Annotated in this window: 22 protein-coding genes; 14 read left to right on the top strand and 8 right to left on the bottom strand. The window is 68.7% G+C overall.

Annotation, left to right across the window (positions count from 1 at the left end; translation table 11 throughout):
* Window positions 1-4 precede the first annotated feature (4 nt).
* The 4 genes from MKK82_RS23970 to MKK82_RS23955 all read left to right on the top strand — a co-directional run bounded on the left by MKK82_RS23970 (window position 5) and on the right by MKK82_RS23955 (window position 4,676).
* A complete protein-coding gene (locus MKK82_RS23970; protein WP_243987062.1) occupies window positions 5-1,258 on the top strand; it encodes a flavin monoamine oxidase family protein in 1,254 nt (417 codons plus the stop codon).
* 144 nt (window positions 1,259-1,402) lie between these two features.
* Complete coding sequence (locus MKK82_RS23965) at window positions 1,403-2,308, top strand: SDR family oxidoreductase (protein ID WP_243987060.1); 906 nt, start codon at window positions 1,403-1,405, stop codon at window positions 2,306-2,308.
* Between the two features lie 470 nt (window positions 2,309-2,778).
* A complete protein-coding gene (locus MKK82_RS23960; protein ID WP_243987057.1) occupies window positions 2,779-3,702 on the top strand; it encodes a DUF6328 family protein in 924 nt (307 codons plus the stop codon).
* Between the two features lie 653 nt (window positions 3,703-4,355).
* Window positions 4,356-4,676, top strand: coding sequence for a class II aldolase/adducin family protein (locus MKK82_RS23955; protein WP_238290646.1), 321 nt, complete (start codon window positions 4,356-4,358; stop codon window positions 4,674-4,676).
* Window positions 4,677-5,414: 738 nt separating this feature from the next.
* Here MKK82_RS23955 and MKK82_RS23950 read toward each other — a convergent pair.
* The 3 genes from MKK82_RS23950 to mobB all read right to left on the bottom strand — a co-directional run bounded on the left by MKK82_RS23950 (window position 5,415) and on the right by mobB (window position 7,687).
* Window positions 5,415-5,768, bottom strand: coding sequence for an avidin/streptavidin family protein (locus MKK82_RS23950; RefSeq protein WP_238290647.1), 354 nt, complete (start codon window positions 5,766-5,768; stop codon window positions 5,415-5,417).
* Window positions 5,769-5,907: 139 nt separating this feature from the next.
* Window positions 5,908-7,164 (bottom strand): gephyrin-like molybdotransferase Glp, encoded by a 1,257-nt coding sequence (glp, locus tag MKK82_RS23945; RefSeq protein ID WP_238290648.1) that lies wholly within the window; start codon window positions 7,162-7,164, stop codon window positions 5,908-5,910.
* A 4-nt stretch (window positions 7,165-7,168) separates the two neighbouring features.
* On the bottom strand, window positions 7,169-7,687 hold the full coding sequence (mobB, locus tag MKK82_RS23940; protein ID WP_238290685.1) for a molybdopterin-guanine dinucleotide biosynthesis protein B: 519 nt from the start codon (window positions 7,685-7,687) through the stop codon (window positions 7,169-7,171).
* Between the two features lie 250 nt (window positions 7,688-7,937).
* On the opposite strand from mobB, the gene MKK82_RS23935 reads away from it, so the two are divergent.
* The 3 genes from MKK82_RS23935 to fdhF all read left to right on the top strand — a co-directional run bounded on the left by MKK82_RS23935 (window position 7,938) and on the right by fdhF (window position 13,061).
* A complete protein-coding gene (locus MKK82_RS23935) occupies window positions 7,938-8,252 on the top strand; it encodes a hypothetical protein (protein ID WP_238290687.1) in 315 nt (104 codons plus the stop codon).
* 62 nt (window positions 8,253-8,314) lie between these two features.
* Window positions 8,315-10,033, top strand: a complete 1,719-nt coding sequence (locus MKK82_RS23930) for an NAD(P)H-dependent oxidoreductase subunit E (RefSeq protein ID WP_243987055.1) — start codon at window positions 8,315-8,317, stop codon at window positions 10,031-10,033.
* Between the two features lie 55 nt (window positions 10,034-10,088).
* Window positions 10,089-13,061 (top strand): formate dehydrogenase subunit alpha, encoded by a 2,973-nt coding sequence (gene fdhF / locus MKK82_RS23925; RefSeq protein WP_238290650.1) that lies wholly within the window; start codon window positions 10,089-10,091, stop codon window positions 13,059-13,061.
* Window positions 13,062-13,246: 185 nt separating this feature from the next.
* Here fdhF and MKK82_RS23920 read toward each other — a convergent pair whose 3' ends face one another.
* From MKK82_RS23920 to MKK82_RS23910, 3 genes are all read right to left on the bottom strand, one after another.
* Window positions 13,247-13,576, bottom strand: coding sequence for a winged helix-turn-helix domain-containing protein (locus tag MKK82_RS23920; protein WP_238290688.1), 330 nt, complete (start codon window positions 13,574-13,576; stop codon window positions 13,247-13,249).
* Window positions 13,577-13,812: 236 nt separating this feature from the next.
* Window positions 13,813-15,801: a molybdopterin biosynthesis protein gene (locus MKK82_RS23915; RefSeq protein ID WP_243987073.1), complete on the bottom strand. Its 1,989-nt coding sequence runs from the start codon at window positions 15,799-15,801 to the stop codon at window positions 13,813-13,815.
* Entirely contained in the window at window positions 15,798-16,889 is a 1,092-nt protein-coding gene (locus MKK82_RS23910; RefSeq protein ID WP_243987072.1) for a molybdopterin-binding protein, read from the bottom strand. Before MKK82_RS23910 ends, MKK82_RS23915 begins: the two co-directional genes overlap by 4 nt.
* Before the next feature lie 323 nt (window positions 16,890-17,212).
* Here MKK82_RS23910 and MKK82_RS23905 point away from each other — a divergent pair, with 323 nt between their 5' ends.
* The 7 genes from MKK82_RS23905 (at window position 17,213) to MKK82_RS23875 (ending at window position 21,960) form a co-directional block, all read left to right on the top strand.
* Window positions 17,213-17,704, top strand: a complete 492-nt coding sequence (locus MKK82_RS23905; protein ID WP_243987053.1) for a molybdopterin-binding protein — start codon at window positions 17,213-17,215, stop codon at window positions 17,702-17,704.
* Complete coding sequence (locus MKK82_RS23900) at window positions 17,676-17,858, top strand: hypothetical protein (protein ID WP_313902115.1); 183 nt, start codon at window positions 17,676-17,678, stop codon at window positions 17,856-17,858. Before MKK82_RS23905 ends, MKK82_RS23900 begins: the two co-directional genes overlap by 29 nt.
* Before the next feature lie 100 nt (window positions 17,859-17,958).
* Window positions 17,959-18,654 (top strand): ABC transporter permease, encoded by a 696-nt coding sequence (locus tag MKK82_RS23895; protein WP_149312762.1) that lies wholly within the window; start codon window positions 17,959-17,961, stop codon window positions 18,652-18,654.
* The gene (locus MKK82_RS23890) at window positions 18,651-19,361 is read left to right on the top strand and encodes an ATP-binding cassette domain-containing protein (protein ID WP_238290651.1); all 711 of its coding nucleotides are present in this window, start codon (window positions 18,651-18,653) and stop codon (window positions 19,359-19,361) included. The genes MKK82_RS23895 and MKK82_RS23890 overlap by 4 nt, the downstream gene beginning before the upstream one ends.
* Window positions 19,334-20,179 carry a substrate-binding domain-containing protein gene (locus tag MKK82_RS23885; RefSeq protein ID WP_243987051.1) on the top strand — a complete coding sequence of 282 codons (846 nt, stop codon included), beginning with the start codon at window positions 19,334-19,336 and terminating at the stop codon, window positions 20,177-20,179. The genes MKK82_RS23890 and MKK82_RS23885 overlap by 28 nt, the downstream gene beginning before the upstream one ends.
* Window positions 20,180-20,519: 340 nt before the next feature.
* Window positions 20,520-21,323 carry a 5-formyltetrahydrofolate cyclo-ligase gene (locus MKK82_RS23880; protein ID WP_409566836.1) on the top strand — a complete coding sequence of 268 codons (804 nt, stop codon included), beginning with the start codon at window positions 20,520-20,522 and terminating at the stop codon, window positions 21,321-21,323.
* A 175-nt stretch (window positions 21,324-21,498) separates the two neighbouring features.
* Window positions 21,499-21,960 (top strand): MucR family transcriptional regulator, encoded by a 462-nt coding sequence (locus MKK82_RS23875; RefSeq protein ID WP_238290653.1) that lies wholly within the window; start codon window positions 21,499-21,501, stop codon window positions 21,958-21,960.
* Between the two features lie 75 nt (window positions 21,961-22,035).
* Here MKK82_RS23875 and MKK82_RS23870 read toward each other — a convergent pair whose 3' ends face one another.
* Together MKK82_RS23870 and MKK82_RS23865 are read right to left on the bottom strand one after the other, a co-directional pair.
* Complete coding sequence (locus MKK82_RS23870) at window positions 22,036-22,533, bottom strand: DUF892 family protein (RefSeq protein WP_238290654.1); 498 nt, start codon at window positions 22,531-22,533, stop codon at window positions 22,036-22,038.
* A 43-nt stretch (window positions 22,534-22,576) separates the two neighbouring features.
* A partial coding sequence (locus MKK82_RS23865; protein ID WP_243987049.1) for a hypothetical protein occupies window positions 22,577-22,849 on the bottom strand: 273 nt, incomplete at its 5' end.

Genomic DNA, 22,849 nt, shown 5'->3' with positions numbered 1-22,849 from the left:
CTCCATGGGCCGCGAATTCGACGTCATCATCGTAGGGGGAGGCGCCGCGGGCATCGGCGCCGCGCGGTGGCTTGCGGCCCACAGCACAGCGGCCTTGCTTCTCGAGGCGTCGTCGCGTCTCGGAGGCCGCGCGTACACGCAGGATCTCGGGGGCTACCCCCTCGACCTCGGCTGTGAGTGGCTCCACTCGGGCGACCGCAACGCATGGGTCGGCGTCGCTGAGGCATCGGGCTTCCCGGTCGACCGGGGCGATCCGTCATGGGCGAAGGCGCACCCTTCCATTGCCGAGGATGTCGATGACCAGGAGGCGGCGCGGCATGCATACGGCGATTGGGAGGAGCGGCTCCGCATCGTCGCCTCGGGCAGCGACCAAGCCAGCGATGCCCTTGAGCCCGGCGTCCCCTGGAACGCCTACGTGCGAGCCATCGCCGGTTTCATGAGTGGCGTCGCACCCGAGCGGATCTCCGCCGCGGACTACCTCGCCTATGATGATGCCTCGACGGGGCGGAACTGGAACCTGCCGCTCGGCTACGGCACGCTGGTCGCTGCCAGCCTGCCGTCCTCTACGGCCCTGCGGCTCGCCACCCCCGTGGAGCAGATCGACCTGACAGCGGACGGCGTCGCCGTCACCACCCGCGCCGGCGTCGTCCGTGCCGGCGCCGCTATCCTCACAGTCTCGACTGCGGTCCTGGCCGGCGACGCGATCCGCCTTCCCGCCGGAGTCGATCCCTGGCGCGAGGCGGCTGCCGCGCTGCCGCTGGGCTGCAACGAGAAGCTCTTCCTGGAGATCGGGCGCGATTCCGCATTCGAGCCGGACACGCATGCGTACGGCAACCTCCACGACGCGAGGTCGGCCGCTTACTCGATCCGACCCAACGGATGGCCGGTGATCGAGGCGTTCCTCGGGGGCGACGGCGCCCGCATCGTGAAGGAGGATGGCCCGGCCGCAGGGTTCGCCCATGTCTCGGCCGAGTTGGCAGCCCTGTTCGGCAGCGACGTCGCCTCGGCGATACGACCGCTCGCGGCGACCTCCTGGAGCCGGATGGCCTCCATCGGGGGCGCGTATAGCTGCGCTCTGCCGGGCCGATCCCAGGCGCGGGCGCGGCTGGCCCAGCCCTTCGAGGACCGGCTGTTCTTCGCGGGCGAGGCGACGCATCCCTTCGACTTCACGACCGCTCACGGTGCCCACGACAGCGGGCAAAGGGCTGCCGACGAGGCCATGGCCGCACTCGGGAACAGGCGGGGCAAAGCGGCCTGACGGGAGCCCTCGACGGCGTCCACATGGCCGCAGGCGCCGGAACATCCGGGGGCGGCGTCCATTTCAAGGGACCCCGGACAGCATCACCCGACACGCGAGCCGCACGAGCTGTCCCGTTCGAAGGCGGCGCGACAGGACAGCTTCATGACCGACGCCGCCGATCAGCGCCTCAGGATGCAGGATCCCCGCACCCAGTACCCGCAGCCGCCGTTCAAACGTCAACCGCAGGAGGCGCCCGGCCTCGCTGGGGCGATGGACCCGAAGCCGGACCACGGGGAGACAAGCTACAAGGGTCACGGGCGCCTCGCCGGTCGGAAGGCCCTGGTGACCGGCGCTGATTCCGGCATCGGGCGCGCGGCCGCCATCGCGTTCGCCCGCGAGGGCGCCGACGTGGCGCTCAGCTTCGTCGAGGACGAGATGCCGGACGCGCGGGAGGTGGCAAAGCTGATCGAGGCCGAGGGGCGCAAGGCGGTGCTGCTGCCGGGCGACATCACCGATCCGGTGTTCTGCGAGGCGCTGGTCACGAAGGCGGTCGCCGACCTCGGCGGCCTCGACCTCCTGGTGAACAACGCCGGCAAGCAGACGAACCAGAAGGACATCGGCGACATCACGGCCGAGCAGTTCGACCGGACGCTGAAGACCAACCTCTACGCGATGTTCTGGATCACCAAGGCAGCGTTGCCGCACATGCCGGCGGGCGCCTCCATCATCAACACGGCCTCGGTGGTGGCCTACAACCCGCCGCAGATTCTGTTGGACTACGCCACCACCAAGGCTGGCATCGTCGCCTTCTCGAAGGCCCTGGCCGAGCAGCAGGTGGCGAAGGGCATCCGCGTGAACGCCGTCGCGCCCGGTCCGTTCTGGACGGCCCTGCAGCCCTCGGGCGGCCAGCCGCAGGATGCGGTCGAGAAGTTCGGCTCGGAAGTGCCGCTCGGCCGCCCCGGCCAGCCGGTCGAACTCGCGCCGGTGTACGTCTTCCTGGCTTCCCAGGAGGCGAGCTACGTGACCGGCGAAGTCTACGGAGCCACGGGCGGCAACGGCACGGCCTAACCGAAGAGCCAGGCGCGGGGCTTGCCGCGAGGGGAAGCGGGTGTCCGGGGAAGAGGCCGTGTTTCGGCTCCTGCCGGTCGCCCTAGCGGATCCGCGCGACGCGGGCCCCCTTCTCGTCGGCTCGCGCCTCTGCTTCCTTGGCCGCTTGCCGGGCGTCGTCCAGCCCCCCACCCGGGCGCGCGTCTCGCAGCCATGCCGAAGATCGTCCAACTCCTCCTCGGGGGGTCTCGATGCCGATGCAGCGGTTCCGGGCCGCGCTCGACCGGATGAGCTTGTCGAGCTTGGCCTGAAGGGTGGCACGGGCGTGGCGCGGCGAATTCTGGATCGGTTGTTCGTGGCGAGGGGGGTAAGCCGGCTGTGGACGCGCAGTCGCCTGCGGCGGCGGCTTAGGCCGCCCGAGCGTCCCGGAACGGAACCCGGCATGGGGGTTGCCGATTGCCGCATCCCGCCTCCCTTGGACCAGGTCGCGTATGTCCCTGTCGAAGAAGGTGAAGGTCGGCCTCGACGAGACCCGCATCCTGATCCTCGGCTCGCAGATCCTGCTGGGCTTCCAGCTCCAGGGCGCCTTCCGCCCGGCCTTCGAGAGGCTGCGGTTCCACGACCGCGTCGTCTGGGTCGCCGCCCTGGGCCTCATCACGCTCACAATCGCCCTCCTCATCACGCCCTCGGTCCAACACCGGGTGGTGGAGGGCGGACGGGACACGAAGCGCCTTCTCGGCGTGATCGGGCGCTGCGCCGGCCTCGCGCTCGCGCCGTTCGCCGGGGCGCTCGGGGCGGACCTGTACCTCGCCGTCGAACCGGTGCTGGGGCTTGGCCCCGGCGCCGCCGCCGGTCTCCTCTCCTGCTGCGTCGCCCTCCTGTTCTGGTACGGGTTGGAGGCGCTGAAGGCACGAAGCGTCGGGGAACGGGAGCGCATCATGACCGACCGCGAACCCGAGCACGAGCACACCTCGCTGGAGACCAAGATCACGCAGATGCTGACCGAGGCGCGGGTGATCCTGCCCGGCGCCCAGGCGCTGCTGGGCTTCCAGCTCGTCATCACCTTCTCGGAGGCGTTCGAGAAGCTGGCCTTCGCTACGAAGGTCGTGCACCTGGTGGCCCTCGGCTTCCTGGCGCTGACGGTGGTCTGGCTGATGGCGCCGGCGGCTTACCACCGCATCGTCTATGCGGGCGAGGACACGCCCGAGTTCCACGCCTTGGGCAGCCGCTTCCTGCTGGCGGCGAGCGTGACGCTCGCGCTCGGCATCTCGGCCGATCTGGGCGTCGTGGTGGCGAAGGTCGTCGCATCGAACGGGGCGGGCGTGGTCGCCGCGATCCTGACCCTCGGCCTTCTCGTGGGGCTCTGGCACATCCACCCGTTGGCGCTTCGGCGCCGCCACGGCGCTTCCGGATAGGGCAGATGTCGCGCTGACGGAGAATCCCGGTGCGCGGCACAGCTTCGACACGCCCACCAGCCCGTGGCCCGTCGCGTTCCCGAATGCGCAGAGCACCCGCCATTGCAGGATGGCAGAAAGCGACGCGGGCACGCTCTCAAGCTGCGGTAGGCCAGCCTCACAAGCCCGGTACGGACTCTTGCGCGGCGACAGGAGCCCATGTCGGCCGCAAGAGGGTCGCGACGGTACCGGCACGGGATGCCGTCGTCCAGTTGGTGCAGGCGGTGTTGTTGCCCTGAGAGAGGGTGCGTCGGGGCTATCGGCAAGCATCCTTGCCGCCGAGCCCGGCATCGGAAGGCCGCTGTTCTAGCGGCATTCGTCCGCATTCACGCCATTGTCGGGATCACCGCTGCCCCGTCACAGCGCGCGACTTGGGCGGGGGGAGACAAAGCGGTGAGAATCACACCTCTGGGGTTATCTGCCGGCGCCTGCACGCTGCTCAGTTCGTGGTGCGGACAAACCTACGTCCATCAACCCACGCCGACTTCCGCCCCGTCCCTCGATGCCGGGATCGAGGAGCTCGTCGGGGCCAACCACATCCTCACTGATCAAGGCGTGGTGGATGGCTCTGGACATAGCGGCATCGGCATCCCACGCGGCGTGATCACTTCCTGATGTCGCGCACTGTGGCGCCGGCGCTGGTCCGACGCGACGACATTCTGGAGTCCGACCGCGCCGGCGAGCCGGTCGATGCGAGGGGCCGTCAGGTCTTCCTCGAGCGGTTCATCCGCAGCGCCATCTGTCGGGTACGCCCGGATGTGCAGTCAGTGGTGCACACCCACTCGCCGGCCGTGATCTCCTTCAGCGTCAGCCAGGTGCCGACGCGCGCCACCTTCCTTATCGATAAAGTTGGACCATGTAGTGGTCTGGACCAGCGTCGACGCGCCGGCGGTCCCGTTGGATCCGCTGGGTCGAGAGTTGCGAACGCTGGGTGACGAGGTCGCCGATCTGGTACGTGATGTTGCTGCCGAAAGGCAGCGGGGCGGATGGTGTGGTCGGACTGATCTCGTACATCGGCGCACAGAGAGCGCGCCATTCGGCCGTCGTGTCGTCCGCACCCAACGAGCCAAATCCTAAGTCAGCCAGCTTATACAAGCACGGGTGTTGTATAGGCGCACCTTGATAGGGCAACCCGAAGGGGTATGTGCGGTCTGCTGAGTGCGAAAACGTCGCAAGCACAGCGAATGGCGGCTTCGGGTAACATTCCGAATTCACATCCAACGCGCCAGCGTCGATCGACAGGAACGCGGACGGGTGGCTCGGCCGCGGTGCCCGGCGGGTTCGCCTGCACCGTGGCCCGCCTGGCTTTCAGGAGGCTCGCGCCGTCGCTGGAGCGCCCGATTGGGGTCGCGCGAGGACCCTCCGCTCTTCCGGCTGACCATTCACCGAAGCAACCCTGCGGCTTCCGGCCAGACTCCGCCACGCCGAATTGTTGACGGGAGAAAAGCCTGTCGTTCGGCTTTGCGCCCATCCCGGCCATTCAGCGGGCTGTGGGGATATCCCGTGAGCGGAGGCTACCGGCCCCGATCGGCCATCTCCGCACCCGACACGGGGATGACGGCATGCAGGACGAACCGGAAGGCCGATATTCGTCGACAATCGTCGCCCGACCGCTCGTCGCTCCAATTCCCCCGTTCCTCAGAACGATATCGGGAATGGAAGCGGCCCTGCCTTCATGAGCACGCGTTCTCGACCTTTGAGAAGATGGTCGTTTCGAGCGCGATGTGACCGTCCACGGCCTTCGGCTGCGAACACCGTTCGACGGCATGGAAGACCGCATGAATCTCCTCGGCCGTCTTCTCGTCGGCGCGGACGAGACGCCCGGTCCAGGCCGTGATTTCCTGTGGTGACGACGTGCTGGTCACGAAGCCGATGATGTCGCCCTCGGCCGTGCCGACGAGGATGCGGCTTCGATGCGTCTGCGCAGGGCCGGGATTGGCGGCGGTGTAGGTCCCGGAAACGGCCTCGCCCATCTGGAGGAGGCGAAGTTCCGCGCCTGCTTGGCTCCGCCAGACACCATCGAACATCGTTGACCAAGCCCGCCGACCGAGCGGCCGTTCGTACGGCCAATCACAAGCGATATAGCAGGATTGATATAACGGAAGCGGGAGCCCGGCAATGCTCGGGGCGCCGTCTGCGGCCGGTGAGGCTCTGAGGACGGCCTCGCTACCAGAGGGCTTCGTGCGGATGGAACCGCACGATGTCGCCCGGCGCGACCTCGATCCGGCTATCCTCCAACTCCACGAGGCCGTCGGTTTCGGTGAGCGATGACAGCATGCCCGCGCCGTCGCGCTGGAATTTCCGGGCTTGCCAGGTGCCGTCGGCGTCCCGGGCGAGGCTGGCCCTGACGAACTCCCTGCGGCCGGCTCGCTTCCGGTAGGAGAAGGCCGCCCTGACGGTGAACCCGCGCGGCGGCGCGTAAGCCTCGCCGGCGAGCCGGGCGAGCAGCGGCCGCACGACGAACAGCAGGGTGACGTAGACAGCCACCGGATTGCCCGGCAGGCCCAGGAACGGCTTGCCGTCGATCATGCCCATCGCGACCGGCCGTCCCGGCTTGATCCCCAGCCTCCAGAACACGAGGCGCCCGATGGTCTCGACGGCGGTCTTCACGTGATCCTCGTCGCCGGTCGACACCCCGCCCGACGTGAGGATCACGTCATGCTCCGCGACCGCCGCCGAGAGCCTCACCGCGAGTGCCGCCGGGTCGTCACGGATGACGCCGAGGTCACGCGCCGCGACGCCCATCCGCCGGAGAAGAGCAAGCAGCAGGATGCGGTTCGAGTCGTAGATCGCGCCCGGCCTCAAGGGCGCCCCCGGCTCGACGAGCTCGTTGCCCGTCGAGAACACGCCGACCCGCAGGGTGCGGCGGACCGTCAACGTGCGCAGGCCGACGGCGGTCGCCAGAGACAAGTCCTGCGGCCGGAGACGCCGGCCGGCCGCGATGATCGGCGCGCCCTTCGCCACGTCCTCGCCAGCGTCGCGGCTGTTGGCGCCGCGCTTCAACCCGAGCGGCAGAGACACCCGGCCGTCGGGCAGGACGTGGACGTCCTCCTGCATGAAGACCGTGTCGGCATCCGCCGGCATCGGGGCTCCGGTGAAGATCCGGACGGCCGAGCCCGCCACCGACACGCCTTCCGACGAGCCGCCGGCCGCGACGACCGCGCCGACCGGCAGAACCGTCGAGTCGGAGGCGCGCAGGTCCGCGAAGCGGACCGCGTAGCCGTCGACGGCCGAGTTGGGGAACGGCGGGACGTTGATCGGCGCAACGCAATCCTCGGCCAGGATGCGTCCGTCGGCGTCCCAGACGGGAACGTCCTCGGTGCCGACGATCGCTTCGAGTCGCTCGCCGAACAGCGCGTGCGCGTCCTCGATCGTCATCAGGGGGCCGCCGAACGCGAAGCAGTCATCGCTGAGCTGGGCCATTCGGCTAGAGCCTCCCGAGGACGTCTTCGAAGGAACCGGCCACGTCGAGCATCAGCCCCGTCACCGCCTCCGCGTCGTTCAAATCTACGACGGGAAGGCCCGATGCCGGAAATCCGACGTCGCTCGCGATGCCCACGATGGTGGCGTCCAGAGGATGGAGGGGCGGGCGGCCGTTGTCGACGCGATGGACCTCGATCTTGGGGATCGGCTCCCGCTTGTATCCTTCCACGACGATGAGGTCGCAGGGGCTGATCCGTCGCAGGAGCTGACCCAGGGTCGCTTCCTGCTCGTCCCCCAGTTCGTGGACCTGGGCCCACCGGCGGCCCGACGAGACCAGGACCTCGCTCGCTCCCGCCTTGCGGTGCTCGTGGGAGTCCTTCCCGGGTTGGTCCGTGTCGAAGTCGTGGTGGGCGTGCTTAATGGTCGCGACCTTCACACCGCGGGCGACGAGCACGGGGATGACCCGGATCAGGAGGCTGGTCTTGCCAGCGCCGCTCCACCCGGCAAGTCCGATTACGCGCATACCGGACACCACTGACCGCCTCCCCCGCGACGTCTCCACTGCCTCGCTCGACCAGTCAGGGCAAGCGTCAGCCATGTCGCCGCGGCGCGTGACCCCCGCCCTACGCAAATTGAAACGACTTCAAAAACGATATAACACCTCCGCTATAACGGCTGCCATGTGGCATGCCACGGGCGAACGCCACGCCAACGGACCCGAACGGGCACGCCATGCACCACGTCGACTTCCCCTGGATCGCGCAAGCATGAGCATGGGCGATGCATCCCCTGCGGCGGACTGGGCCGCCATCGTGACGGACGCGTACTGCGCCGACGCGAAACCGCCGCTCACGCAGGAGCTCGCCGGGCGCGTCCGCGACGCGCTCGCGAAAGCGGTCGACTCCCCGGCCGAAGACGCCCCGAACACCCTGATGGACCGCCTGAACGGCGCCCTCGACGCGTTCGAGATCGAACTCCGCTCCGTCGTCGGGCCCAGGGTCACGTCCCTGGACGAGGCGACGGGAGCCGTCGTGATGAAACATCGATCCGAGGCCGGCCAGCCGCTCCGGGCCTTCGGCGGCCAGTAGGCCCCGACCGGACCGCAGGACGCCGCGACCACCCGCCCCAGAAGTTGGAAATCAGATACCGCATGAGTGAGGCACCGGGGACAGTCAGGAACTTTTCGCATCCCGGCCGGGGGCGGAACAAGGCGCGTAGCGTACCCAAGGGGCGCCAGGTCGAGCCGCGGGCGAAGGTCGAGATCGAGGAGCTTCTCGGCTCCCGCTCGCGCCAGCGCGACCTGCTCATCGAGCACCTCCACCTGATCCAGGACACCTACGGCCAGATCAGCGCCGAGCACCTGGCGGCGCTGGCCGACGAGATGGCCCTGGCCTTCGCCGAGGTGTTCGAGACCGCGACCTTCTACGCGCATTTCGACGTCGTGAAGGAGGGTGACGCCTCCATCCCGAGGCTGACCATCCGGGTCTGCGATAGCATCACCTGCGCGATGTTCGGCGCCGACGAGTTGCTGGAGACGCTCCAGCGGGAACTCGCCTCCGACGCCGTCCGCGTCGTGCGCGCGCCCTGCGTCGGCCTGTGCGACCACGCGCCCGCCGTCGAGGTCGGGCACAACTTCCTGCACAAGGCCGATCTCGCGTCCGTGAGGGCCGCGGTCGAGGCCGGCGACACCCATGCCCACATCCCGGACTACGTCGACTACGACGCCTATCGGGCGGCCGGCGGGTACGCGACCCTCGACCGGCTCCGCAGCGGGGAGCTTCCGGTCGACGACATCCTGAAGGTGCTCGACGACGGCGGGCTGCGCGGCCTCGGCGGCGCGGGCTTCCCGACGGGACGCAAGTGGCGTTCGGTGCGTGGCGAGCCCGGGCCCCGGCTGATGGCGGTCAACGGGGACGAGGGCGAGCCCGGCACCTTCAAGGACCAGCTCTACCTCAACACCGACCCGCACCGCTTCCTCGAAGGCATGCTGATCGGCGCCCACGTCGTCGAGGCGCCGGAGGTCTATATCTACCTGCGCGACGAGTATCCCATCTCCCGCGAGATCCTGACGCGCGAGATCGCCAAGCTCCCCGAGGGCGGCCCGCGCATCCACCTGCGCCGCGGCGCCGGCGCCTACATCTGCGGCGAAGAGTCCTCGCTGATCGAGTCCCTGGAGGGCAAGCGCGGGCTGCCGCGGCACAAGCCGCCGTTCCCGTTCCAGGTCGGCCTGTTCAACCGCCCGACGCTGATCAACAACATCGAGACGCTGTTCTGGGTGCGCGACCTGATCGAGCGGGGTGGTGCGTGGTGGAAGAGCCACGGCCGCAACGACCGCGTCGGCCTGCGCTCCTACTCGGTCTCGGGGCGCGTGAAGGAACCGGGCGTGAAGCTCGGCCCGTCCGGCCTCACCATCCAGGAGCTCATCGACGAGTATTGCGGCGGCATGGCAGACGGCCACACCTTCGCGGCCTACCTGCCGGGCGGCGCGTCGGGCGGCATCCTGCCGGCGTCGATGAACGACATCCCGCTCGATTTCGGGACGCTGGAGAAGTACGGCTGCTTCATCGGCTCCGCCGCCGTCGTGATCCTGTCCGAACGGGACGATGTGCGCGGTGCCGCGTTGAACCTGATGAGGTTCTTCGAGGACGAGAGCTGCGGGCAGTGTACCCCCTGCCGTTCGGGGACCCAGAAGGCCCGCATCCTGATGGAGCAGGGCGTCTGGGACACCGAACTCCTGGGCGAGCTGTCCCAGTGCATGCGTGACGCCTCGATCTGCGGCCTCGGCCAAGCCGCCTCGAACCCTCTCAGCAGCGTCATCAAGTATTTCCCGGACCTCTTCCCCGCGCCGCGCGCCGCGGCTGCCGAGTGAGGCAACCGATGGCGCCAGCGAACCCTATCCCGATGTCCGAGCCAGGAGCGGCCGCATGAGCAACGCCCCCGAACAGCACGGCGACAAGACCGAGAAGTCCGAGATCCGGGCCGACGGGCTGCAGGATGCAGGCGGTCCCGCGCAGGGCTCGAAGCCGGAGGCCGGCGGCTCCTACTCGCAAGGCGCGAAGGCGGGCGGCCAGGCGGCACCGGAGCCGTCGGGACTGCACGATCTGACGGAGCGGCCGACCGCACCCGCGACCATCGCGTTCGAGCTCGACGGACAGCAGGTCGAGGCCGGTCCCGGCGAGACGATCTGGGCCGTCGCCAAGCGCCTCGGCACCCACATCCCGCACCTCTGCCACAAGCCCGAGCCCGGCTACCGTCCGGACGGCAACTGCCGCGCCTGCATGGTCGAGATCGAGGGCGAGCGGGTGCTGGCCGCCTCGTGCAAGCGCACGCCGGGCGTGGGCATGAAGGTCAAGACTGCGACCGAGCGTGCCACCAAGGCCCGCGCCATGGTGCTCGAACTGCTCGTGGCCGACCAGCCCGAGCGCGAGACCTCGCACGACCCGACGTCGCACTTCTGGGTGCAGGCCGACTTCCTCGACGTCTCCGAGAGCCGCTTCCCTGCGGCCGAGCGCTGGACCGGCGACTTCACCCACCCGGCCATGAGCGTCAATCTCGACGCCTGCATCCAGTGCAACCTCTGTGTCCGCGCCTGCCGCGAGGTCCAGGTCAACGACGTCATCGGCATGGCCTACCGCTCGGCTGGCACCAAGGTCGTGTTCGACTTCGACGACCCGATGGGCGGCTCGACCTGCGTGGCCTGCGGCGAGTGCGTCCAGGCCTGTCCGACCGGCGCGCTGATGCCGTCCGCCTATCTCGACGCCGAGCACAATACCCGGACGGTCTACCCCGACCGCGAGGTGACCTCGCTGTGCCCGTATTGCGGCGTCGGCTGCCAGGTTTCCTACAAGGTGAAGGACGAGAAGATCGTCTACGCCGAGGGCGTGAACGGGCCGGCCAACCATAACCGGCTCTGCGTGAAGGGCCGCTTCGGGTTCGACTACGTCCACCATCCCCACCGCCTGACGGCGCCGCTGATCCGCCTGGACAACGTCAAGAAGGACGCCAACGACCAGGTCGACCCGGCCAACCCGTGGACGCACTTCCGCGAGGCGACCTGGGAGGAGGCGCTCGACCGCGCCGCCGGCGGCCTCAAGACGGTGCGCGACACGCATGGCCCCAAGGCGCTCGCCGGCTTCGGCTCCGCGAAAGGCTCGAACGAAGAGGCCTACCTCTTCCAGAAGCTGGTGCGGCTCGGCTTCGGCTCGAACAACGTCGACCACTGCACGCGGCTGTGCCACGCCTCGTCGGTGGCCGCCCTCATGGAGGGGTTGAACTCGGGCGCCGTGTCGGCGCCGTTCTCGGCGGCGCTCGATGCCGAGGTTATCATCGTGATCGGCGCCAACCCGACTGTGAACCACCCGGTCGCAGCGACCTTCCTCAAGAACGCGGTGAAGCAGCGCGGCGCCAAGCTGATCGTCATGGACCCGCGCCGGCAGGTGCTGTCGCGGCACGCCTACAAGCACCTCGCGTTCAAGCCCGGCTCGGACGTGGCGATGCTCAACGCGATGCTCAACGTGATCATCGAGGAGCGGCTCTACGACGAGCAGTACATCGCCGGCTACACCGAGAACTTCGAGCTGCTGAAGGAGAAGATCGTCGAGTTCACGCCGGAGAAGATGGCTTCGGTCTGCGGCATCGACGCAGAGACCCTGCGCGAGGTCGCCCGGCTCTACGCCCGCGCCAAGTCCTCGATCATCTTCTGGGGCATGGGCATCAGCCAGCACGTCCACGGCACGGACAACTCGCGCTGCCTGATCGCTCTGGCCCTCGTCACGGGGCAGATCGGGCGCCCCGGCACCGGCCTGCATCCGCTGCGCGGCCAGAACAACGTCCAGGGCGCGTCCGACGCCGGACTGATCCCGATGGTCTACCCGGACTACCAGTCGGTCGAGAAGGCCGCGGTGCGGGAGATGTTCGAGGAGTTCTGGGGTCAGAAGCTCGATCCGCAGAGGGGCCTCACCGTCGTCGAGATCATGCGCGCGATCCACGCCGGTGAGATCAAGGGCATGTTCGTCGAGGGCGAGAACCCGGCGATGTCGGACCCGGACCTGAACCACGCCCGTCACGCCCTGGCGATGCTCGACCACCTCGTCGTACAGGACCTGTTCCTGACGGAAACCGCCTTCCACGCCGACGTGGTGCTGCCGGCCTCCGCCTTCGCGGAGAAGGCCGGCACCTTCACCAACACCGACCGTCGCGTGCAGATCTCGCAGCCGGTGGTGTCGCCGCCAGGCGACGCGCGGCAGGATTGGTGGATCATCCAGGAACTGGGGAAGCGCCTCGGTCTGCCCTGGAACTACGGCGGCCCGGCCGACATCTTCCGCGAGATGGCCATGGTGATGCCGTCGTTCAACAACATCACCTGGGAGCGCCTGGAGCGCGAGGGCGCCGTGACCTACCCGGTCGACGCGCCGGACAAGCCCGGCAACGAGATCATCTTCTACGCCGGCTTCCCCACGGAGAGCGGGCGCGCGAAGATCGTCCCGGCCGCCGTGGTGCCCCCGGACGAGTTGCCGGATGACGACTACCCGATGGTCCTATCGACCGGCCGCGTACTGGAACACTGGCACACCGGCTCGATGACCCGGCGCGCCGGCGTCCTCGACGCGCTGGAGCCAGAGGCGGTCGCCTTCATGGCCCCGAAGGAGCTCTACCGGCTCGGGCTGGAGCCCGGCGATACGATGAAGCTGGAGACGCGCCGCGGCGCCGTCCACCTGAAGGTGCGCTCCGACCGCGACGTGCCGGTCGGCATGATCTTCATGCCGTTCTGCTACGCCGAGGCTGCGGCCAACCTGCTGACGAACCCGGCGCTCGATCCCATGGGCAAGATCCCCGAGTTCAAGTTCTGCGCGGCCCGGGCCACCGCCGTCCACGCGACGCCCATGGCCGCCGAGTAGGCGGTGGACCTCCGGCGGCGCGCTCAGGCGTGCCGCCGGGCCTTGACGGTGGACATCAGGATGATCCGGCGGGCAGCGCCGGATGCGGCAGGCTCGCCGGCACCGAGCTGAGGACTACCGGGCCGAGGCACGGCCTCAAGAATCGGCTCCCGATCGATGCGCTCCTCCGAGCGCCGTCCTCGATTCTAGGAATCGGGCTTCATCAGCGAAGCGAGAAGGTCGAGTTCACCCGCCACGGCCTCCGAGGCGAGCCGCTCCATGCGCAGGTAACTCTCGAGGATGGCGGTGCCCGTGTTCGTGAGGGTCGCGCCGCCACCGCTGCGTCCGCCCTTGCTTGCGGAGACGAGCGGCTCCTGGAACGCCTTATTCAGCGTATCGATGAGGTACCAAGCTCGCTTGTAGCTCATGCCCATCCGGCGCCCTGCGGCGGCGATGGAGCCGGTGTCGCGGATGCCGCTCAGAAGGGCGACCTTGCCCGGTCCCAGCAAGGTGTCCGAGCCGAGCTCGATCCTCAGACTGATGCTCGTGTCCTCGCCCAATGCCCACCGCCTCGATGGAGACCCCAGCGCCTCGCAGGCGTCCCTACGCGAAACGGCATCGTCGAGCATCCCGGCGAGCGACAGGATTCCCCGTTTCGTTCCACCGAGGCAGGTCCCGCGCATCGCGGGCCGGCGGATGCGGGCTCATGCGATCTTGACCGGGCTGGTCGGGGTCACGCCGGCCGCGACGAGGCCGGCGAGCCCTGCGCTCGTCACGAGGGTTTCGCGGCGGGCGAGAAGCCGAGATCGCGCAGCGCTGCGGCCGTCTCGGGCTCGCCCAGCAGGCTCAGGAATGCCGCGAGCGCTGGCATCCCCTTCGCGCGCTCGCGATACACTAGGTCGTAATCCTCTTCCGTCAACGGATGGAAGCCGAGCCCATAGGCATCCGCGACGCTTGCTATGGCCACGCCCCAGTCCGCCCTGCCTTGCGAAACCGCCGCGGCGACGGCGTTGTGCGAACGCGGCTGGTTCCAGAACCCCGCCGGCCTTGCACCGTTCAGCAGCCCGTCAACGAGCAGACGCGTGCCCGATCCGGCGTTGCGGTTGACCATGACGGCGTCGGGGTCGGACAGCGCGGCGGTGACCGCGTCGGCGGCCTCCCGACCTTCGAACCGGGCGTCGCCGCGGCGAAACACGACGCCCTGGAGGCGGCGCCAACCGGGCGCGAGGGACATCCCCTCGGCGAGGAACGGGGCGTTGTACCGGCCCGTCTCGGAATCGAAGAGGTGCATGGCGGCGACATCGCATTCGCCGCGTCGCAGGGCGGCGAGGCCGCCGGCCGACCCGACCCAGATGGTGCGGGCGCGGTAGCCCCGCTCGGCGAGCAGGCCGACCACCCGGTCCAGACCGATGCAATGGCTGCCGACGACCGTCAGGTCGGGCGCCCGAACGCCGGCGCCCAGGCGAACCACGGCGACGTCCTCGCCGGCCTCGACGCCGGCGCGCGCGGCTGGAACCGCGAAGAATCCGTCCGCCTGCGAGAAGGCGGTGACCGAACCCGAGCCCTTCGGCAGCGGCAGGGCGATCGTCCCCTCGGGACCGAGGGCGAGCGAGGTCATCACGAACTCGGTGCGGCCAAGCTCGGAGGGCACCCGTTGGGAGACGCGCGCCGCAATCGTTTCGTCCTCCCGCGGCGGCAGCCCGGCAAGCGCCCGGACGAACGGAACGACGAAGTCGTGGAAGGTGAACATCGCGGAGGTGGGGAACCCCGGCAGGACGATGATCGGCTTTCCCTGAGCCACCGCCACGCAGAGTGGCTTCCCGGGCTTCAGGGCCACGCCGTGGAACAGGATTCCCGGCTCGCCGAGGCGGGGCAGCACACGGTGCGAGACGTCGCCGGCCCCTTTTGACGTGCCTCCCGAGAGCACGACGAGGTCGCTGTCCCGAAGGGCGGATCGGAGGGCTGCCTCGAGGAGGGCCGCATCGTCGCGCACGATCCCGAGCCGAAGCGGTTCCCCGCCATTCTCGGTCACCGCGGCCGCGATGATCGCGCCGTTCGAGTCGTAGATCGCGCCTTCGGGCAGGGGCTCGCCCGGTGCGACCAGCTCGTCCCCCGTGGACAGGACCGCGACGCGCGGACGTCGCGTCACGTCGACGGCCGCCAGGCCGCACGCCGCCACCATGCCGATTTCGCGGGCGGTGATCCGCGTTCCCTTGCGCAGCACCGTCTCGCCGCGTGCCATGTCAGCCCCGGCATATCCCACGAACTGCGCCGGCCGAACCGCGGTCAGAACGTCGACGGCGAGGCTCCCGGCGTCGAACTCCGAGTGCTCGACCATCATCACGGCGTCGGCGCCCCGAGGGATCATGCCGCCGGTGGAGATCGGCGTCGCCGTTCCCGGCCGGACGACGACGGTCGGCGCGACGCCGCAAGCAAGGATCTCGCGGTTCAGCGTGAGACGCCGCGGGCTCGCCGGCCCGGCTCCTTCCGTGTCGGTGGCGCGCAGGGCGAACCCGTCCACCAGGGAACGGTCGAAGGGTGGAACGTCCCTTGGGGACGCGACGTCGCGGGCGAGCACGCGCCCGAGCGCGTCTTCCAACGGCACGGTCTCGGAAGGCAGGAGCGTGTGCGGGACCGCCGCCCGGAACCTTGCGAGCGCGTCGTCCCGACTCATCACCGTGAGAAACTGCTCCTGGCTTGAGGCCGCGGCGATACGCTCGGCGAAATGCGCCGCCTCGTCCCGGTCCGCGTCGGCGCTCACAGGGGCCAAACCTTCACCTCCTCGCCTGCCCGGAAGCCTTCGCTTTCCGGCTCGACCACGATGATGCCGTCCGCCTGTACCAACCGACGGAGCGGAAGGCCGGCTCCGCCGAGTGGCTCGACGCCATCCGACACGCTTCGGACGAAGACGACCTCGGATAACCCGATCGCCGAGACGATCTTCCGTACGAGGACATGCCGCCGGAGCGGGCGGTCCGGCGCGCCGGTGAGCCTCGCAATGAGAGGACGGCCGAGTGCCAGGAACCCGGCCAGCGCCGCCTCGGGACGTCCGGGTACCAGAAGAACCGGCCTGCCGGCTGCGGAGCCGACGGCGGTGGTTTCGCCGGGCCGCATGGCGATGCCGTGCGCGCGGACGTCTCCGGCGAGGGCGAGGGCCGCCGCGCTGTGGTCCGAGCGTCCGAACCCGCTTCCCCCGACCACCAGCACCGCGTCCGCCGTGCCGCCCCGGATGGCCTCGCCGATGTCCCGGACGCCCTGGGCGCGAACGGCTTCCGTGGCCCCACCGGCCCGGGCGATCAGACGCCCGAGCAGGGGCGACACGGTATCGAGGTGGGACGCCCCCGCGGTGACGACGCGCAGGAGGGGTTGACGGATGTCTACCGCCTTCAGGCCGATCGCTTCCAAGACGAGCAGGTGAAGCGGCTCGATCTGGGTGCCCGCCTCGATCAACCTCTCTTTGCCAGCGACGTCGTCGCCCGCCCCGCACACGCCTTCCCGCGTGGCGATGTCCGCGACGACCATGCCGTCCGCAAATCCCTCCGGGGGTAGAACCGCATCGGTGCCGGGAGGCATCGGCTGTCCCGCCTCGACCCATGGTGGTGGCCGCGCCAGGAAGATCGGCGCGTAGGCCGACGCGCCTCCCACCGAAGCGGCCTCGACCGCGAAGCCGTCTCGCATGGCCGTCATGCTCATCGGCACGGCGGAGGGCGCGACGATCGCGCCTGCCGCGATGCGTCCGAGCGCCGCTGCGAGCGCAACGGTCGCGGGGGCGACGGGCGCAGCCTCATCGCTCAGCAGGTTCGCCGCCTCCCGAAGCGGGATCAGCGCCGAGGACGCATTTCGGATCATCGTGGCGGCGATGCGCCATCCGGGTTCGATGATCAAGGGTCGGCACCGTGAACCCCTATTATCCCCCGTTTCACGACATCGAAGACTGGATCTCCCAAGCCTGCTCCCGCGCTCCACGAACACGAGGGCGGCAGCCACCGCCTTTGAACGCTCCGGCTCGCGCTCCGTCCGCTCGGGGTAGCGGTCGACCAGCTTATTCGTCCACGGGCCCGCAAGTGATCCGCCACGGTTGCCCCACCATGTCGGTGAGTGGGTGGCATCCTCGGCCGATGCTGTGTGAACCACACGCGCCCACTCCGGGCGTAGGTCGGATTCCCAGGTTCGTGAACTGTTTTCAAGCTGCGACCCTGCAGGACACGGATGCCCTCATCGACGGCCTGACCTGCTCGGTCGAGCCGACCGCCGCGGCTGCCGTCGCGCGCCCGATCCGGTACAACCTTGCCGCCCTGAAGGCCCGGCTGGACGCGGCCGGCATCGGCCATGACCGGGGTCTGACCTCCGACGGCATCTCGATGGGAGAACAGGACCGCGTGACGGCGGCAGTCGAGGCGCTGGGACGGCTGGCCCTCCGGCGACTCGCGATCAGGCCGGGGCGGCGGATCGCCCTCGGGCAGGTCGTGGACAAGCTGCTCAGCAGGCTGCCGGGCAACCCGGTCGCGGTTCACGTCGCGCTGCTCTTCGTGATGCGGCCGCTCCTCGCCCGGCCCGGCGGCCTGACCGAGACCCCAGCATCTTGGCCCGTACGCCGCGTTCGAGTACCGGAAGTAGCCGGATCGGCGAGATCACGTGCCGGTCAGCCGCGAGCGCGGCACTGACGCCGTCCCCGTGGCGAGCAAGCTCCCGCGCGAAGGGGCAGGTGTGCGCACATCCCTGACGGAGAGCGATGGCCTCGTCGAACCTCCCGACGACACGACAACGGTCGCCCCGGGCGATATGCTCACCGACTCTCCGCACGCGCTTCTCTGGTAGGTATGACAGGTCCATTCGGCCGAACCTGCGTTTCGAGGTCGGATTCATCGGCTGATCTCGCCATCCGCCCCGTCCCATTCCCGAGGACCAGCCCGGGCGCATGATGCAGACGCTCCAGGAAATCCTATCCCGCCTGTTCAGCCTGGATCGTGACGTGCTGGCGATCGCGTGGCTGTCGTTGCGTGTCAGCCTCACTGCCGTCGGCATCGGCCTCGTGCTCGGCATACCCCTCGGTGCGTTCCTGGCTGTCGCCCGCTTTCCCGGACGCGGGGCCGCGGTCGGCTTACTCAACGCCTTCATGGGGCTGCCGCCGGTGCTCGTCGGCCTCGTGCTGTACCTCGTTCTCTCCCGCTCCGGTCCGCTCGGACCGCTCGGCCTGCTGTTCACCCCCGGCGCGATGATCGCCGCACAGGCGACGCTCGCAACGCCGCTCGTCGCCGCCCTGACGCAGCAGGTCGTCGCCGACGCCCGGGTGCATCTCGGGGAGCAGTTGCGCTCCCTCGGGCTCTCCGCACCGCGTCAGGCCGGGGCGATGATCTACGACGTACGCTTCTCCCTGGTGACGGCGGCGCTCGCCGCGTTCGGCCGGGCGATCTCTGAGATCGGGGCGGTCCTCGTCGTCGGCGGGAACATCGACGGGTATACCCGCACGATGACGACGGCGATCTCACTGGAGACCCAGAAGGGCGATCTCAGCCTCGCCCTGGCGCTCGGCCTCGTGCTGATCGGCCTCGTTCTGGTGGTGAACGTGGCCGTGGCCGTGCTCCGCCGGCACGCTGCGCGAGTGTATGGATGAGCGCGACGCCGGCCATCCGCCTCCAGGACGTGACTCTGTCCCTCGACGGGCGAACGGTGCTCGACCATCTCCACCTGGAGATCGCTTCGGGCAGCGTCACGGCCGTCATCGGCCCGAATGGAGCGGGCAAGAGCGTCACCCTCAGGGTCATCGACGGGCTCCTGCAGCCCGACGGCGGAACGGTACAGGTCGGCCCGCACCGGCGGGCCTTCGTGTTTCAGCGGCCGGCGCTGATCCGCGCAACCGCGGCCGCGAACATCGCCCTGGCTCTCGGAGGCCTGCCTCGTCCCGCGCGCGCCGCACGGGTGGAGGAAGCGCTCGCCCGCGTCCGCCTGTCGGAGCGCGGGCGCGATGCCGCGACGCGGTTCTCCGGCGGCGAGCAGCAGCGGCTGGCGCTGGCCCGCGCCTGGGCGGTCGGACCGGACCTGCTGCTCCTCGACGAGCCGACCGCGAACCTCGACCCAGCCTCGACCGAGATCGTTGAGGGATTGGTGTCCGCGATGGCGCGGGCGGGCACAACGGTGGTGCTCGTCTCACACAATCTCGGGCAGGTGGCACGCCTCGCCGACACGGTGATCGTGCTGGCCTCCGGCCGCGCCGTCGAGCATGGTCCAGCCCGCCAGATCCTGTTCTCGCCCCGCACGTCCGAGTCGCGGGCCTATCTCGCTGGGGAGTTGCCGTGGACCCCTTTCGTCGCCGCCTCCTGACGCTGGGATTGGCCGCGCTCCTGAGCGCGACTGGCCTCATGCCGTCGGCCGACGCCGAGCCGAGCTCCATCGTCGTCGCCTCGACGACCTCGACCGAGCAGTCCGGCCTGTTCAAACACATCCTCCCCCTTTTCCGGGAGACGTCCGGGATCGACGTGAAGGTCGTGGCTCTGGGCACGGGCCAGGCGCTCGATGCGGCGCGCCGCGGCGATGCCGATGTGGTGCTGGTCCACGACCGTCCGGCCGAGGACAAGTTCCTCGCCGAGGGCGTCGCGACGAAGCGGTACGACGTGATGTACAACGATTTCGTGCTGATCGGCCCGGCCTCCGACCCGGCCGGCGTGCGCGGCCTGGGCGTGCGTGAGGCCTTCGCCAAGCTCGCGGCCAGCAAGGCGGCGTTCGTGTCGCGCGGTGACCGCTCGGGCACCCACAGCGCCGAGCTGCGCAGCTGGAAGGAGGCGGGCGTCGATCTCGCGGCCGTGCGAGGCCCTTGGTACCGGGATGTGGGCCAGGGCATGGGTTCCGCACTCAACACGGCCTCAGCCCTCGGCGCCTACATCCTCGCCGACCGGGGGACGTGGCTCGCGTTCAAGAATCGCGCCGACTTGGTCATCCTTGTCCAGGGGGATTCGAGCCTGTTCAATCCCTACGGCGTGATGCTGGTGAACCCCGATCGGCACCCTGGCGTGAAGGCGAAGCAGGGACAGGCCTTCATCGACTGGCTTGTCTCACCGGAGGGGCAGCAGGCGATCGCGGGTTACAAGGTCGGCGGCGAACAGCTGTTCTTCCCGAGCGCCGGCCCGTCCGCGACGCGCTGATCCGGTCCAGGCGAGTGCGAGGGCCGGTCGGGAATCGACCGGCGCTCTACCAGAGGACCAGGGCTGTCGATTGATCGCCCGCCATCATCACGCCCGAACGGAGGGCGCTCGCGTGTCCTTCTGGAGCCTCTGAAAGGTTGGGCAGCTGATCGCGCTGGAGCCACCATCGTGCCGCGCAGAGACGAGCAGGGGATGATGGCCGGCAGTGTCGCGGTGATGCGATCCGCTTCACCGAACTCAAGGTGCTGAGGAAGCGTTTGCTCAAGGACACCGGGAGTCGTGCGGGTCGATCGTAGCGCGGGAGCTCATCATGGTTGGGCGTTCAACCAAGCTGCCTGAGATGTCGCCGGATTCTGCGGTTCCCGACCTTCCTGAGTTCGGCGCGTACAGTTCTCCACCCTGCCTCATGCATGAGCTCAGCCCCGACTTCGTCAGCCTGGGGGCGAAGCCTCAGCTTTCCGAATCGTACCTTTCCGAAGAAGCCGCGTCCGACTGGTCGCGCGTGCGGCAGTGGCGAAGGGAGACCCGCGCCGCTCTCATCGAGCGGCGGGTCAGCATCTCTGCCCAGGACCGCGCGGCCTGGAGCGAGCGAATCGAGCGGGCACTCCGAGCCGCTCTACCGGGGGCATCGGGAATATCGATCGGACTCTACTGGCCCTTCAGAGGCGAGTTCGATCCCAGACCCCTTCTGACACCGCTGCGTGGAACGGGCGTACGGCTGGCGCTTCCGGTCGTCGTGGAGAAGGGGCGCCCGCTTCAGTTTCGAGAATGGTCGCCAGGTGACCGCATGACCCGCGGCGTCTGGAACATACCCGTTCCCGCTGAAGGCGCAGCTGTCGATCCTGACGTTCTGATAGCGCCGCTCGTCGGCTTCGATCAGGCGGGGTACCGCCTGGGATATGGCGGCGGCTTCTATGACCGGACCATCGCGTCCAAGTCGATGAGGCCACGGGTCATCGGTGTCGGCTTTGACCTTGCCCGGCTCGCGACTATTTACCCGCAGCCGCACGACGTTCCTATGGACATCATCGTGACAGAAGAAGGTGTCTGGCAGGGTCCGCTCGCAGAGCCGCCGGTGCGTGAAGCTCAGGAGCGCCCTCGTGCTGCCGATCAGCGCGAGGATCCGATAGCTCGCCGGCTATGATCTTTCTTGGCGTCCCGCACGCGCCGCGTATCAACGCCTGTTCTAGCAATCGAAGGGCGCGTACGCGCCGCATGGCGAAATCATGCGCCTGAGACTTGATTTCGTCAAGGAAATCATGATGTACGCAGCATGCTCCGTATAGTGGCGCGAGCAATAGAACGATGGCAGGAATAAATTGATACCAGAGAATTTCGGGCGCACCGCGAACTTCATTGAACTGGCTGGCGAACTCGTCGCGGCGTACGTCTCGAACAATCCGGTTCCAGCCTCTGAGCTTCCGAACCTGATCCAGACCGTGCACGACGCGGTAGCCGGGTTGAGCTCTGATGCCAGCACGAGCGGGACTGCCTTGGCCAGGAACGTCGAGAAGCTGACCTCGGCCCAGATCCGCAAGTCGGTCCGCGAGGATGGCATCGTCAGCTTCATCGACGGCAAGACCTACAGGACGCTCAAGCGACACCTCACAAGCCACGGTCTCGACCCGAAGAGCTATCGCGACCGTTATGGGCTACCGAGCGATTATCCGATGGTCGCGCCGAGCTATGCTGCGCAGCGCTCCGCCCTCGCCAAGGCCATTGGCCTCGGTCGTCCAGGAGCTGCAATCAAGAGCGCCGCGGAGGGCCGCAAGGCAGCCTGATCAAGATCTGTCGCCCGCACATTCGGCCCCACCGCCCGATCGGATCACGGGCTGGTGGGGTCGATAGGTACAGCCCTAAACAGGCTTCTGCTCAAGATAGGCATGAACAAGGTTGGGCAGATTGCTCCCGAGCCAATCGCCCATGTCCTGCTCTTCCCGCATCGATTGTTCGAGCACCGACGTGTCGTCGCTGGCGCCAGCCGCGTCAGCTAACGCGAGCAACACCTTGTAGGAGCTGATCTCGTAGGCTTTGAAGCCGATGGCAGCGAGGACGTTCTTCAAGACTTCGTCACCCGCACCGGCATGAGTGAAGCCCGCCACTGTCGCGACGGCACCAGTCACTGCCTCCTTGAGTATCGACTTCTTGGATCCGTGCTTCTCAAGAAGATCGTCGAGCCGCGCAGCCTGCGTGACGGACCGCTCATGGTCTGCCTTCATCTTCGCGTGCAGGTCCGGATAGCCCTCCATCCGAGGCAACTCATTCTGAATCGTACCGATCGCCTGTGTCTCGACCGCGTGCTGATTGCGCAGCCCGTTCAAATAGACGTCCATAGCCCGCTTCATATTGCTCATGCCTTGATCCCTAGCTGAACGGTCCGAGTCTGCTGGTGCAGGCTCAGCAATTGTCGGCGCCGGGCTTCACGGGCTGACCTTCCGGAGCCTTCTTCGAGCCGTCATCCTTCATGGCGGCGCCCGTGTTGGTCATGGCGCCGACCGTGCCGGGGGACTCCGCCTTGGCGCCGGGGGTCACCTTGGCGGTCGAGCCCCCATCGACATTCGAGCTGCTGTCCTTCCCGGTGGCCGCATTCGTCGTCGTGCCGACGTTGCACGGCGCAGCAACAGCCAGGCTCGCTGACAGCGTGAGCATCGTGGCGGCGGTGGCGATCTT

Source organism: Methylobacterium sp. E-046 (assembly GCF_022829625.1).
GTDB lineage: Bacteria > Pseudomonadota > Alphaproteobacteria > Rhizobiales > Beijerinckiaceae > Methylobacterium > Methylobacterium longum.
Note: the sequence above shows the minus strand (reverse complement) of the source record. Positions and strands in the feature narration are given on the sequence as shown.

What these genes read in the sequence shown, in the direction of transcription:
- MKK82_RS23960 (WP_243987057.1), top strand. Translation starts at nt 2,779, where the DNA reads ATGTCCCTGTCGAAGAAGGTGAAGGTCGGCCTCGACGAGACCCGCATC.
- glp (WP_238290648.1), bottom strand. Translation starts at nt 7,164, where the DNA reads ATGGCCCAGCTCAGCGATGACTGCTTCGCGTTCGGCGGCCCCCTGATG.
- MKK82_RS23870 (WP_238290654.1), bottom strand. Translation starts at nt 22,533, where the DNA reads ATGAGCAATATGAAGCGGGCTATGGACGTCTATTTGAACGGGCTGCGC.
- MKK82_RS23930 (WP_243987055.1), top strand. Translation starts at nt 8,315, where the DNA reads ATGAGTGAGGCACCGGGGACAGTCAGGAACTTTTCGCATCCCGGCCGG.
- MKK82_RS23910 (WP_243987072.1), bottom strand. Translation starts at nt 16,889, where the DNA reads ATGATCCGAAATGCGTCCTCGGCGCTGATCCCGCTTCGGGAGGCGGCG.
- MKK82_RS23950 (WP_238290647.1), bottom strand. Translation starts at nt 5,768, where the DNA reads ATGTTCGATGGTGTCTGGCGGAGCCAAGCAGGCGCGGAACTTCGCCTC.
- MKK82_RS23895 (WP_149312762.1), top strand. Translation starts at nt 17,959, where the DNA reads ATGATGCAGACGCTCCAGGAAATCCTATCCCGCCTGTTCAGCCTGGAT.
- MKK82_RS23935 (WP_238290687.1), top strand. Translation starts at nt 7,938, where the DNA reads ATGGGCGATGCATCCCCTGCGGCGGACTGGGCCGCCATCGTGACGGAC.
- MKK82_RS23890 (WP_238290651.1), top strand. Translation starts at nt 18,651, where the DNA reads ATGAGCGCGACGCCGGCCATCCGCCTCCAGGACGTGACTCTGTCCCTC.
- MKK82_RS23970 (WP_243987062.1), top strand. Translation starts at nt 5, where the DNA reads ATGGGCCGCGAATTCGACGTCATCATCGTAGGGGGAGGCGCCGCGGGC.
- mobB (WP_238290685.1), bottom strand. Translation starts at nt 7,687, where the DNA reads ATGCGCGTAATCGGACTTGCCGGGTGGAGCGGCGCTGGCAAGACCAGC.
- MKK82_RS23965 (WP_243987060.1), top strand. Translation starts at nt 1,403, where the DNA reads ATGACCGACGCCGCCGATCAGCGCCTCAGGATGCAGGATCCCCGCACC.
- MKK82_RS23880 (WP_409566836.1), top strand. Translation starts at nt 20,520, where the DNA reads ATGTCGCCGGATTCTGCGGTTCCCGACCTTCCTGAGTTCGGCGCGTAC.
- fdhF (WP_238290650.1), top strand. Translation starts at nt 10,089, where the DNA reads ATGAGCAACGCCCCCGAACAGCACGGCGACAAGACCGAGAAGTCCGAG.
- MKK82_RS23955 (WP_238290646.1), top strand. Translation starts at nt 4,356, where the DNA reads ATGTCGCGCACTGTGGCGCCGGCGCTGGTCCGACGCGACGACATTCTG.